Source organism: Candidatus Villigracilis sp. (assembly GCF_057083605.1).
This window is the reverse complement of the sequence record NZ_JBXMTI010000115.1, coordinates 1-12,206: the sequence shown is the minus strand read 5'-3', so window position 1 is coordinate 12,206 and position 12,206 is coordinate 1. Positions and strand designations below refer to the sequence as shown.

General features: G+C 49.7%; 11 protein-coding genes. 4 read left to right on the top strand and 7 right to left on the bottom strand.

Annotated elements, in window-relative coordinates; all coding sequences use genetic code 11:
* Positions 1-58: 58 nt before the first annotated feature.
* Both tgt and AC14M5_RS17135 read right to left on the bottom strand, forming a co-directional pair.
* Positions 59-1,180 carry a tRNA guanosine(34) transglycosylase Tgt gene (gene tgt, locus AC14M5_RS17140; protein WP_484030915.1) on the bottom strand — a complete coding sequence of 374 codons (1,122 nt, stop codon included), beginning with the start codon at positions 1,178-1,180 and terminating at the stop codon, positions 59-61.
* A gap of 113 nt (positions 1,181-1,293) precedes the next feature.
* On the bottom strand, positions 1,294-2,541 hold the full coding sequence (locus AC14M5_RS17135; RefSeq protein WP_484030914.1) for a class I SAM-dependent rRNA methyltransferase: 1,248 nt from the start codon (positions 2,539-2,541) through the stop codon (positions 1,294-1,296).
* A 228-nt stretch (positions 2,542-2,769) separates the two neighbouring features.
* On the opposite strand from AC14M5_RS17135, the gene AC14M5_RS17130 reads away from it, so the two are divergent.
* The 4 genes from AC14M5_RS17130 (at position 2,770) to AC14M5_RS17115 (ending at position 6,802) form a co-directional block, all read left to right on the top strand.
* Positions 2,770-3,306: a carboxypeptidase-like regulatory domain-containing protein gene (locus AC14M5_RS17130; RefSeq protein ID WP_484030913.1), complete on the top strand. Its 537-nt coding sequence runs from the start codon at positions 2,770-2,772 to the stop codon at positions 3,304-3,306.
* 124 nt (positions 3,307-3,430) lie between these two features.
* The gene (locus AC14M5_RS17125; protein ID WP_484030912.1) at positions 3,431-4,048 is read left to right on the top strand and encodes a hypothetical protein; all 618 of its coding nucleotides are present in this window, start codon (positions 3,431-3,433) and stop codon (positions 4,046-4,048) included.
* 19 nt (positions 4,049-4,067) lie between these two features.
* Positions 4,068-5,507 (top strand): aminotransferase-like domain-containing protein, encoded by a 1,440-nt coding sequence (locus tag AC14M5_RS17120; protein WP_484030911.1) that lies wholly within the window; start codon positions 4,068-4,070, stop codon positions 5,505-5,507.
* 482 nt (positions 5,508-5,989) lie between these two features.
* Complete coding sequence (locus AC14M5_RS17115) at positions 5,990-6,802, top strand: class I SAM-dependent methyltransferase (protein WP_484030910.1); 813 nt, start codon at positions 5,990-5,992, stop codon at positions 6,800-6,802.
* 196 nt (positions 6,803-6,998) lie between these two features.
* Here the strand turns inward: AC14M5_RS17115 and AC14M5_RS17110 are convergent, their stop codons facing one another.
* The 5 genes from AC14M5_RS17110 to AC14M5_RS17090 form a co-directional block, all read right to left on the bottom strand.
* Positions 6,999-7,910 carry a DUF6414 family protein gene (locus tag AC14M5_RS17110; protein ID WP_484030909.1) on the bottom strand — a complete coding sequence of 304 codons (912 nt, stop codon included), beginning with the start codon at positions 7,908-7,910 and terminating at the stop codon, positions 6,999-7,001.
* Positions 7,911-8,290: 380 nt separating this feature from the next.
* Positions 8,291-9,430 (bottom strand): glycosyltransferase family 4 protein, encoded by a 1,140-nt coding sequence (locus AC14M5_RS17105; RefSeq protein ID WP_484030908.1) that lies wholly within the window; start codon positions 9,428-9,430, stop codon positions 8,291-8,293.
* A gap of 16 nt (positions 9,431-9,446) precedes the next feature.
* Positions 9,447-10,076, bottom strand: a complete 630-nt coding sequence (locus tag AC14M5_RS17100; RefSeq protein WP_484030907.1) for a hypothetical protein — start codon at positions 10,074-10,076, stop codon at positions 9,447-9,449.
* Positions 10,077-10,205: 129 nt separating this feature from the next.
* A complete protein-coding gene (locus tag AC14M5_RS17095) occupies positions 10,206-11,222 on the bottom strand; it encodes a prenyltransferase/squalene oxidase repeat-containing protein (protein WP_484030906.1) in 1,017 nt (338 codons plus the stop codon).
* A gap of 273 nt (positions 11,223-11,495) precedes the next feature.
* Positions 11,496-11,948 carry an SRPBCC family protein gene (locus tag AC14M5_RS17090; RefSeq protein ID WP_484030905.1) on the bottom strand — a complete coding sequence of 151 codons (453 nt, stop codon included), beginning with the start codon at positions 11,946-11,948 and terminating at the stop codon, positions 11,496-11,498.
* Positions 11,949-12,206 lie beyond the last annotated feature (258 nt).

Genomic DNA, 12,206 nt, shown 5'->3' with positions numbered 1-12,206 from the left:
TGGTAGGGGCACAGCGGGACGATTGATGGTCAAAATCCCGAATGGTTTCGCTGTGCCCCTACGTTGATCCATTACGTTTTGCGTTGTTATCCCATTGTTTCAATAACTCAGGCACACGCGATTCAAACGAACCGTCAGCAATATAAAGTCGGATTTGTTCCATCAGTCTTATCAAAGCGCGCAGATTATGAATCGACAACAACGTCCCAGCCAGCAGTTCTTTGGCAATAATCAAATGGCGAATATATGCGCGTGTGAAAGTCTTACAGGTATAACAATCACAAGTTTCATCTAGTGGACGTTCGTCCCTGGCGAAGGTTGCGTTCATCATGTTCAGGCGTCCCTCAGGAGCAAAGGCAGAGTGATGGCGAGCCAAACGAGTCGGTAGGACACAATCGAAGATGTCAATGCCACGCAAGACCCCGTTGATCAAGTCCTCGGGAGTGCCAACGCCCATCAGATAGCGCGGTTTGTTTTCGGAGAGCAGAGGCGTGACTACATCCAGTGTATCGTGCATTTCCTGCTTAGTCTCACCTACCGACAACCCACCTATGGCAATGCCAGGAGTATCGAGAGAAGAAATAAATTTCGCTGACTCAGCTCGCAAATCGGCATTGATCCCCCCTTGCACAATGCCAAATAAAGCCTGGTCAGTGCGAGTCTTGGCCTGGGCAGAACGTTCGGCCCAGCGATGAGTCCGCTCCATGGCGATCTTGGAATAAGCCAGATCATTCGGGTCGGAGCATTCGTCAAAGGCCATGATGATATCCGCGCCGAGATTCTCCTGAATGGCAATGGAACTTTCAGGCGTGAAGCGATGCGTTGAACCGTCGATATGACTCTTGAAGGTCACGCCATCATCGTCAATTTTGCGGGTTTTCGCCAGAGAAAAAACTTGAAAGCCCCCTGAGTCCGTCAGCATGGGACGCCGCCACTGCATGAACTTGTGCAGGCCGCCCATGTCGCGCACGAGTTCATCGCCGGGGCGCAAATATAAATGATAGGTATTGCTCAACACGAGTGAGGCGTTGATATCTTTTAGATGTTCAGGCGTAAGGGTCTTGACCGTGGCTTGCGTCCCCACTGGCGCGAAGACTGGTGTGATGAGGTCGCCATGTGGCGTGGAGAAAATTCCCGTGCGGGCACGGTTGTTTTTGGCTGTAGTTTTGAATGAGAACATGGGATGATTATACGATATTCGAGAATCGTTTTACCGCTAAGCACGCAAAGAACGCAAAGAAAAGATTTAAAGGTTTTCTTAGCGAACTTCGCGCTCTTCGCGGTTAATTGATTTTATAAAGCTGTAGCAAACAGGCACTTGAGATAAGCGCCTTCTTCAAAGCCAATAGGATGATCGATCGGATGACCGGTCCGTTCAATCTCTATCAACCTGCGCCCCGCTTCTCTTGCAGACTGGTGAATGGATTCGAAAAACGATTCGGCATTCACGCGGCTGGAGCAGGAGGCTTGCACAAGCGTGCCGCCTTTTCGCAGGACAGCTAACCCCAGGCGAGTCAACTTGCGATAGGCTGCCAGTGCTGATGCGATCTGCTTTTCATTTTGAGCGAACATCGGTGGGTCGATGATGACCATGTCAAAGAGACGTTTTTGTGACTCCATGCGGGCGAGGACATCGAAAGCATCTTCAGCTATCGTTTCATGGGATGCTGCGGCCACTATAGGAAAATGTTGATTATGTGCCATGTTGCGAATCGCGCCGTCGATGGCATGTGGACTGATATCCACACTGACGATCTCTTTTGCACCACCACGCGCTGCATAGACAGAGAATCCGCCAGTGTAGGCGAATACATTTAACACAGATTTATCCTTGGATAATTTTTCGACCCTTGCTCGGTTATCACGCTGGTCAAGGAAGAAGCCTGTCTTTTGTCCGTGAATGGGGTCAGACTCAAAGGCGAGACCGTTTTCTTTAAATAGGATCAGGCCCGGGGGAGTCTGAAGCGATAGCGTCATCCCATCACTGAGGCCATGCAGGAAATCGGTCTGCTTTTGAAGGATGCGGTTGAGTCGCAAAATCAAATGAGTCGCAGGGCTGACCTGCGCCAGCGCATCACAAAATTCTTTGAGATGGGGAATCCAAGCCGGGGTGTAAAGTTTGAGAACGAGGATATCGGCGTAACGGTCAAGCACCAAACCGGGAAAGCCATCATTCTCGCCGTGGACAAGACGATAGCCATTGGTATCTGTTTGTTCCAAGGATGTGCGTATTTGAAACGCAGTGTTAAGTTTGTTTTGAAACCAATCCGCGTTGATCGTGGCGGGCTGACGACTTTGCAGAACGCGCACGCGGATGGCGGATGTTGGATCATACAAGCCAATGGCGAGGAAACGACGCTTGTTATCGAAGATGACGGCCAGGTCGCCGGGCACACCCTCATGACTTTGCTCGGTGATGGATTGATCGAATACCCAGGGATGTCCCTGACGCAAGGCACGTTCTGCGGGTGCGCTGACATGCAACGCAATTCGTTTTGCGGAAGGGCTGGGAAGTTGAGAGAGGGAGTTGTTGAAGTCCATTGTGTGAAGGATTATACAGTAGGGGTGAAAAAAAGCCCTTTGCCACAGAGCCACGGAGAGCACGGAGAAAACTGCTTAAAAATTTCTGTGGCAATCTTTTGGATCGCTATCCATCGCAAGTGGTAGGTTAACTCATGCATAATTGGTGCTTCCTTGAAGCCTATATGGTTACTATAATAATGAAAACGATTTAAATGCTAGGATAATACTTTCGTATATGGACTCGTAATGAAACACATAAATTTATTCACACTTGCTGCTCTTTTACTGGCTTCTTGTGCCACGCCTGGGACTGTGGCTCCCACGCAAACTTTTACACTAGTGCCGTCAACAAGCACGCCGATTTATGGTGGTACGCCCACGCTGACAGTAACCCCCGACCCCGCGATGGGAAGTATTGAGGGCGATGTTACCTGGTTGATTTCATCCACCTCCGATACTTATCCGATCCCCGGCGTAAACCTGGAAATTAATGGACATACGGGAGACTTGCCAAGATACACAACCAGGACCGATGAAAACGGCCATTTTAAGTTTTCCAATATCGAACCAGCGGATTATGGATTCGGGATTTACTTAAATTTGCAGATAAGCGAAAGGAAGTGTGATGCTCCTGAATATGTGTATGGTACGGATTTGAAATGGATACACTATGCCACATGGTCCAAGGTTACAGTATGGTACGACGTTCTTTTTTCAAGCGTGGATGTGACGGTTAACCTTGGGGATGTTGTTGTTCTGGATTTTGTACTGAAATGTCCGTAGAGAGTAAGTCCTAAAGATCTGTTGTACACGGATTACGCGGATTTCACGGACAAGAACGTCTCTTTAATGGGTTTTCCGTGCAGTCCGTGTACATAAAACGAAGGCGATGAAGAAAGGAATTACCATGAAGAAGATATTTTTAATAGTTGTATGCGCAGGTGTCCTTGGGCTATTCGCTTGTGTAGCGGATGTGAATACTGAGGCTGCTCCCATCTTGCCGACTTCAAGCTCGGTCAGTATAACCAAGCCGCCTCCCACTGCGGACCCAAATTATTTCCTAACTGCCACCCTTGTTCCCTTTTTAACTCAGGTTCCCACGCCAACAGTCATCGGGCTTCCAGCCATTGTCAATGTGGCATTGAATATGGGCAGCGGAGGTGCTGGTTTCTCGGCCAACCTTTATGCCCAGGAAGTTTACACAGGGCAGACCTTTACGCTCTTCATGTCAGCCGGGATGCACACCGCTCCGCTTCTGCCCACCTCTCCGCCGCTGGATATGGCGATTCAGGCGCCGGGCACCTATGTCTTTTATGCCCGCCTGAGCAATGCCCCCACTGAATATCATTATGGCTTTACCGAATGCAGAGTCCCAACAGAATGTGTTGGCAGTCCGCTCATCGCGCTGGATGTGCTGCCGGGTGAACACTACACGGTTTATATAGCGGACCGCAAAGCACTGCTGCCAGACAATGACAAACGCGGCTTGCCGGTAACAGTTCCGTGGGTCAAATTGACTCCTTAACAAATGATAGAATCGTGGTGTGAAAACTCTGCTCATCCCACTGGATATTAATGCAACCAAGCCGCTCTATTTGCAGGTTGCGGATTACATCACCGAAGCCGCCCGCAGCGGACAATTGAAGCCCGATCAAAAACTGCCTCCTTCGCGCGCGCTTGCAGACCAGAACAAAGTGCACCGCTCCACGATCATCAATGCCTATCAGGAACTCAAGGCGCGCGGCGTGCTCGCATCCAGACCGGGCAGCGGCAGTTATATTGAAAAAGGGCTAAGCGAAAATACAGTGGCCATTCAAAAATTGCCAAAGCAGGGCATCATTCAAACGGATGAATTGATCGGAGAGATCCGCCGCATGCATTGGGCTGAGGGCGTGATCTCGCTTGGTTACGGACCGCCGTCGGATGAACTCATGCCAGTTGAGGACTTTGACCGCAGCCGTCAGCGCGTGTTGAGGCGGGATGGAAAAAAGACCGCGAATTACGAACATCCGCAGGGATATTATCCACTGCGGCAGGCCATCTGCGCGGACTTGATCAAACAAGGCATTCAAGCCGACCCTGAAGATATCGTGATCACGGCAGGAGCCTTGGAAGGTGTATCGTTGGTAAGCCGCGCTCTGGCTGCACCCGGCGACAGCATCCTGACCGAATTGCCACAGTACTTTGGCAATTGGACGAACTTTTCTTATCTCGGTTTGAAGGTGCGGGGATTTGATCTATTGGAGAGCGGACCAGATTGGCATTCACTGGAAGCGCAGTTGCAAGACCCCGAGAAACGCCCGCGTTTTGTATTCGTCACAGCCGATCATCAAAATCCGCTGGGCACTTGTTGGAGTATGCCAGCCCGTCATCAATTTTTAAAGATATTGAATCAGCATGACCTGCCAGTTGTGGAAGATGCGACCTATCGCGATCTCACGTATGATGGCCTGCCTCATACACCCCTGCGCGCGCTCGACACTGACGTGATTTACATCGGCACCTTTTCACATTCGCTGATGCCAGGTTTGCGCATCGGATTTGTATTGTGCAATGGACGTTTGCGCGATCACATCGAGCGCCTCAAAGCCATCTCCAGCGGCCCGGGTGAAACGCTCAATCAACGCGCGCTGGCTGATTTCCTTTCCACGGGCGAATATGAACGCCATCTCGAACGCATCATCCCCATTTATCGTTCGCGTCGTGATGCTTTGCTAAAAGCCATGCAAGATTACTTTCCCGCCGATCTGCATTGGACATATCCCAGCGGCGGATTTTTCGTTTGGATCTGGCTGCCCGAAAATATTTCAGCGATAGATTTGTTTTATCGCGCGCTGAAGAAAGGCATCACCATTGCCCCCGCGAATATTTTTTATCCGGGCCCCTGCCCCCAAAATGCCTTCCGACTTGCGTTCTCACATTATCCTGAAGATGTGCTGACGCGGGCGGTGATGGAAATTGGGCATCTGTTGAATAGCAGATAGACAAAAGACCTCGGAGGTTTTCGCGAAGCAGACCTCCGAGGTCTTTAATTACACGCCTCATCCTTAACTTGAAGCCCGCCCGACGGTAAATCGTCGGGCTATTCCTACAAAGTCCGCTCAAGCGGACTAGCCGACTTGAGTCGGCTTCGTATTCATAGCACGGGGGTTTATCCCCGTGCGGGTCTCTCGTTGTGTCATGCTGAGGGGCGTTCTTTCCCCCGACACTTGCGCCGTACGCCAGTGCGGTGAGCATCTCTGACACCATGAACGGAGACCCTTCAGTCGCGGAAAACACGCTCCTTCACATCGTCCCGACACTTGCACCGAACGCAAGTACGGTGTGTCCTTCGGGAGGGTGACACGTTTCTTCTATTTCAAGTAGCAACTCGGATTAATTAAAGCATTTATAATTATTCGGCAGATAATATTCTTATTGGTATTAGCCTACAACTTTAAAGAAGCATTTACTTTAGGAGTACAACATGACCGAAGATTCCAGTTCTGCAAAACCAAAAGACAATTTTGTCGTTGGCGATAAGTATGAACCGTACGTTGGCCGTTGGAGCCGCCTGGTGGCTCCCAAGTTTTTAGAGTGGCTGGCAATTCCAGCGGGAAGCCAATGGCTGGATGTTGGCTGTGGAACGGGGGCCCTCAGCGAAACCATCCTTCTAACGGCAGAGCCAGCCAAAGTGAGGGGAGTGGATAGCTCGGAAGGTTTTATAACCTTTGCCCAATCACATATAAAAGATAAACGGGCGGAATTTGAAGTCGGTGACGCTCAAGCTTTAACATTCAACTCAGGTAGTTTTGATGCGGTGGTATCGGGCCTCATGCTTAACTTTGTCCCCAAGGCTGAACTCGCAGTTTCAGAATTTGCCCGCGTGGCAAAACAGGATGGCGTGGCAGCCGCATATGTCTGGGATTATGCCGAGGGGATGCAGATGATACGACATTTTTTCGATGCGGCCGTGGCGCTCGATCCAAAAGCAATGGAACTTGACGAGGGCCGCCGCTTTTCAATTTGTAATCCTGAAGCCCTCAAACGGCTTTTCGAGGGAGCGGGACTTCACAATGTGGAAGTGAGTCCCATTGAAATTTCAACCCACTTTCGAGACTTCGACGATTACTGGTCACCCTTCCTCGGCGGGCAGGGACCTGCTCCAAGTTATCTGATGTCGCTAAGTGAGGAAGGTCGAACCGCGCTCAGAGAACGAATAAGAGCAGGCTTGCCTTTTGCCTCAGATGGTTCAATTCCATTGGTGGCCAGAGTTTGGGCGGTGAAGGGGATACACTGAACAGGTTATGATCAATAAGACCTCGGAGATTTGAAAATCTCCGAGGTCTTATTGATATGCGGCCCAGTTCTTGCTATAGGAACTGAGCCGTTAACCTAGCGGGCTTAGGTTTTAGTCATATTGGCGTACATTTTTGGTTATGTAGTTCATACTTAACACTGCACGCAATGATAGGCGCGGTATGCAGTTTGTGAGACTAAACAAAAATCATAAGAGGAAGGATCTGTACGGCAGGGCCCTTAACTTCTACTTCACTAAATTCCGCAACAACATCTTCCGAATTTGTCATTTGAGCAAAGATACCTTCAAGCATATCAGGTTTAAGCAATGCCAATCCATAATTCTCGAAGGCGCTCATGGCTTGCCCTTCTTCTACTATACGAGTGACTTTTCCAATTACTCGTACATTATTTTTATGTAGTTCTGTAAGTGTCAAATCACGAAGGTTAGCGGTACGCAATGTAATTACAACGTTAACATTAGCGGGTTCTGAACATCGAAGAATTACATTCGATATAGGTGTTCGTTTACGATCTTTATCCAAAATCTCTCGGATTTTTACAAGTGTATTCTGTTGAGTCGGCTGCATCCTTTTGCTAAGCTGTTTGCCTGATGAGTGCTGCGCTCCTGTTGACAGCGTTGGTTGTGTCGGGTCTGCAAGTCCAGATAGAATGTTGATCGCGTCAATATAATCAATAACAGAATCTACGGCATTCTTCTCTAGAATACCCGCTACTTCAACTAATGCACCTGGAGTAACCTTTGTTAATTCAACAGTATTCTTAGGCTGCATCAAGTATCCCTTGTTCTTGCGAAACTCATCATAAAGGAGAATTGCAATAGAAGCTTCTGTATGCGACTTAAGTTCATGACGCGTTTCTTGGTTTCTTCCAGATGCAGCACCAGATATGTTTGCCTCTGCCGCAACTTCAAATAAGTTGCTAAACAAATTACTTAATCCAAACTTTCCAGTTGCGTCTGCTGAGCCAGACTTGTTTGCTTCCTTTTCGTGTGTCACTTCTGACTCAAGGGATATTCCACCTTGAATTGCGGCTGCGAATGACACAAGCATTGGTACGTCAAGATATATTGGGTGAATTAGTTGCATTTTTCCTAACCTCTTATCATTTATTTTCCAAGCGCCCAGCTATGTGTCATACAGCAACATGCTGTATAACAGTATTTGCGCAGCATTACGAATCACAGCCTTTTATAACATCATTGTTTTCGGTAACGTCAACTTATCCTAAACCACCGCCAACTCCGTGGTCGTATCCCGTTGTAGTTTGCTGGATGTTGGGTCACTTAATAGTTTCATATAGTCCTCCTTGAATTATTACGAATTATACGACAGAAGGTCAAACAAATATCCACGTTCGTGCGACTGCTTCATGCTCTCCCCTCCACTCTGACCTGATCTCAGCCCATCAGCCAACAGCTTAACGGTTTTCTTACCTGCTAACGCGGAAGCGCAGGCGGTGATCCGTATCACCGTTGACAAAGATCGCGTAAACGGGCAACCACTTTATCTGCGGCATGATCCCATGTAAACGATGATCGAATGGTAGTGCGTCCAAGTTTGGCTTTACGTAATGCCTCCGCGGGGTGTGAATATACCCAGCGCATTTTTTCGATGACTGATTCAAGGTGCGGCTCAAGATAACGCGGATAGTCCAACGTGTCCTTTCCCTCGACATGCTTCACCTGCATGGATTTCCATTCCGCTCCGATCAAGCTTGAGTTTTCCTCCGTACAAAAATCGCGCGTTGCTCCCTGTTCGGTGACGATCACCGGCAGGCCACACGCCATCGCCTCCGCCACTGGGAGAGCAAATCCCTCCGCTCGGTATGGATGGATCAGACAATCACAAGAGGCATACAGCGCCGCCAGATACGATGGGTCGAGCGATTGGATGATGAATTGAACTTCAGGTATATTGTGCCGTGGTAAATTCTCTTTTACGGCTTTGATGGCCTCGCTTCGCCAAAACTCTGGAGTGCATTTCACAACCAGACATACATCATCTTTGGATGTAAATGCGTGACCATACGCTTTTATTAAAATATCAAAACCCTTACGCCATAAACCTCCACCTACAAAAAGAAATTTGAATCTTTTATCGGTTTTTATGTTTAACCGCCGTGCCCAGGGATGAAAAAGGCGGGTATTCACACCATTGGGGATCACATGGACGCGCTCAGGTGAAATGCTGCATTCCAAATATCCTTCGCGCATCAAACTGCTGGGGACCCAAATTTCATCCACACGCTTCAGCCAATCCATCCAGGCGGCGGGCAGGGAGGCATAATCCCAGGGTTGGATAACGATCCATCTGCCTTCATCCGGCTTTCGGAATTTATCTCGCACCAGATGCCGGATGTGAGCATCTATTGGGCGGCCAAACTGCCGATCGATGCCGCTGGCGACATTTCGGAATTCGCGTTCTCGCAGAACGTCCTGCCTGCCGCTATATTCTGAAAGAGGTGATGGGATTACAGATAGGTCAATGGAAGGATGGCGTGCCAGCACACGACATAACTCACGGTTGATGACAGAAAACGAGAAACTGCCCTCGAAAGGTCCCTCCCAACGGACAGCCAGCTTCTCGCGACTCCAATTCCACAACATGTATAAAGACCGAAGATTATTCCAATTCTTCGCTCTTATATAATCCGGCTCCGCCGGTTACTTCTCCAACATCTGGTATCTCCCCAATAGTTTCGAAGGTGGTATATCCGGAATCTCCGCCCATTTGACCGATCTGCCCACCTTCGGGTATTTCGAGTGGCATCCTAAACGCACGCCATAAGCCAATTAATATCCCCAACAAACCCAGGACGCCTAGGCCAAAAATCGTTATCATAATAGGATTGACGCCTGAAGGATCCTGCGACTGACTCACTGGCACAGGTGTGTATGTATTTGTATTGATGATCTCAGGGGTAAGCGTAAGGGTGGGAGTAGAAGTAGATGTAGAAGTAAAAGTAGGCGAGGGTGTTAGCGTAAGGGTAACGGTTGCCGTAAATGTGGGTATGACCTGGTTCTCATTACAAGTATTGTTCTTTTTACAATTCTTTTCTTTATTCTCATCTTCCTGCTCATCCTCATCATTTGAAGGCGGGCATGGGATTGGCTGCTGTGTTTGCGGATCGTAGCATACGTCGCCTTGCAGATATAGGACTGCGTTTCCGGTATTGAACACGCCTACCCATACAACAAGGGAAGAGACTATTATGTAAATATTAAGTTCTATTGGATTGCAGAGCGATCTCATAGCCAAAGAACTCCTGATGGCATTCTATCATACCAAGCTATTCATAAATGAGACTGGTCATTGCAAGTCGTGTCTCTTTGGTTCGATGGCGCGAACCTTCGCAATTGCATGCCCATGTCGCCGAAGGATCTAATCTCTGCTCTTTTTCTTAAGAGTTGAATACCAATCCAACACCCTTAAGGCGCGCAGCGTATTCCAGCGGCTGGGTTGGCCCTCGCCCTCGTCCATCTCGACCGGCATCTTGCCGGGGTATTTGGTCTCGAGCGGCCACCTACCGTCGTCGTCACGCTTGGACTCGACGAGATCGATCGCCTCAGCTACACGTTCATCGGGGGTGACATCGGCGCGGCGCAGGTACTCAAGTCCCCTCAGCACATCGTAGTGCCACCAGGTTGGGAAGGCGAAGCGCGTAAATGCAGATTCGCCTTTGCGATCATGCTCGATCACTTCGCCGGTGGACAAGCGGCGGAAGAGGCGGCGCTCGAGCAGGTACTCCTGTCCGCGGAGCCGCGCCTCTGTCACTGTGTTGCTCCCACTGGCTCGTTCATATTCAAGCAGGGCTTCCAACACGCAGATCGTGGTGTTGAACGATGACCGCGTGGAGCCGTTCTCAGCTTCGCAATTCCAGCCGCCATCAAGCAGCTGCTCGGCCAGCAACCGGTCGATGATCCGCTGAATGTCCTGGCCGAAGTAGGCTCCGCTCGCCCCCACCTGACCGTTGATGCACGGCTCAACTTCGCCCGCGAAGAATGGATTGCCAACAAAATCTTTTCCCCGCCATGTGCCGTCCCAATCCCATCCCTGCCACCTCACGTGGTCGCGGACCATGCCCACCGCATGACGTGCCTCGTTGCTTGCAGGATCGAGACCAAATTCTCGAAGCAACGACAGAACGTGCATGGTGGAGTCCCACCCGTGGTTCCACGCCGTGTCAGCCCACGACCCGTCGGTTCCCTGTAGCGCGAGCAGTTGCGCGCCCCAGCCCTCGGTGGCGACCTTCGCACGCTCGGCCGCGACCTCGTCCGCAGGCGCACCGATCAAGTCCTGCATCACCTGCCAGCGAATCGAAGGATCAGAATCTAGCAGCCACTCTATAACCGATTTCTTAGGCTTGGGGACTTGTCGTTTGAGTGGATTGGTTGTCATCTGCTGGTTCTCCTTACTACAAATAAAAGACGCTGTAGGTGGCCTAACGCTGTGTTGGGCGCTTTCTGCCTTTCGCAATTTACTCACAAATGGACTCTCCCCAAGAATGCCAGTCAAATGAAAAATACCACGAAACCAAACTCTTTTCTTGCCAGAGAGACCATCAGGGGTTACACATTCGACACGAATATCCATACCCCCCCTTCCGCCCGCCTCGCCTTGAACCGGAGCGGAAAGGACAATTTCAAACTTTTCTTTGGCGACAAATGCTTTCTATTTCTCGGCCAGTTCCTTGAGTTTTCGCAAACCTTTCGGCCACATTTCGTTGAACATTTGGACATGCTCATCTTCTACGTCCATATCCACGAGCACTTCGGTGGCTCCGTCCTTGTCATTAAACGTGTAATTTTCAAAGGCCGGCGCCCACTTTCTGGCCGCTTCGCTCGTGGTATCCTCAACCCCGTTTTGCACGATACCCAGATGTTCTATGGAAATAAACTCATACGGTTTGTTTTCAGCGATCCGACTGACCATGCCGCCTTCCTCACCCGTGTTTGGGTCAGGGCCAAGAAAAAGTATTTTGGACCCTTTCTCCCAGCTCCCTTTGTAATACGACCCTTCATTAAATGCCTTCGTCCACTCTCGATAGGGCTGATCATCTAGCATCGCATGCCAGACTTTATCTTTTGGCGCATTGATCAGCATTGAAAAATGTAGTTTTTGCATAATAGTCTCCTTACCATTCCTTTCTGTAAGAACATCGAACTGAAAGATGATTGATTATAGAACATATTTTCTATTTTGTCAAGACGAGAAAACCGCTTTTTTCGAACTTGGTGAAGCGCTCAACGGATGGCGCTTAAGCTGGGAGCGACTCCTGACCGGGCGCAAGGAGCCTTGCTCGGTGCAACGCCGGTCAACGGCTCAGCGCACAAATGTACCGTTTCCTCCAGCAGCGCTCGGCAGCTTCAAGCGCTTGGCCTC

Bases quoted from the DNA above. Each gene is read 5' to 3' on its own strand.
- tgt (WP_484030915.1), bottom strand. From the start codon at position 1,180: ATGTTCTCATTCAAAACTACAGCCAAAAACAACCGTGCCCGCACGGGA.
- AC14M5_RS17135 (WP_484030914.1), bottom strand. From the start codon at position 2,541: ATGGACTTCAACAACTCCCTCTCTCAACTTCCCAGCCCTTCCGCAAAA.
- AC14M5_RS17130 (WP_484030913.1), top strand. From the start codon at position 2,770: ATGAAACACATAAATTTATTCACACTTGCTGCTCTTTTACTGGCTTCT.
- AC14M5_RS17125 (WP_484030912.1), top strand. From the start codon at position 3,431: ATGAAGAAGATATTTTTAATAGTTGTATGCGCAGGTGTCCTTGGGCTA.
- AC14M5_RS17115 (WP_484030910.1), top strand. From the start codon at position 5,990: ATGACCGAAGATTCCAGTTCTGCAAAACCAAAAGACAATTTTGTCGTT.
- AC14M5_RS17110 (WP_484030909.1), bottom strand. From the start codon at position 7,910: ATGCAACTAATTCACCCAATATATCTTGACGTACCAATGCTTGTGTCA.
- AC14M5_RS17105 (WP_484030908.1), bottom strand. From the start codon at position 9,430: ATGTTGTGGAATTGGAGTCGCGAGAAGCTGGCTGTCCGTTGGGAGGGA.
- AC14M5_RS17100 (WP_484030907.1), bottom strand. From the start codon at position 10,076: ATGAGATCGCTCTGCAATCCAATAGAACTTAATATTTACATAATAGTC.
- AC14M5_RS17095 (WP_484030906.1), bottom strand. From the start codon at position 11,222: ATGACAACCAATCCACTCAAACGACAAGTCCCCAAGCCTAAGAAATCG.
- AC14M5_RS17090 (WP_484030905.1), bottom strand. From the start codon at position 11,948: ATGCAAAAACTACATTTTTCAATGCTGATCAATGCGCCAAAAGATAAA.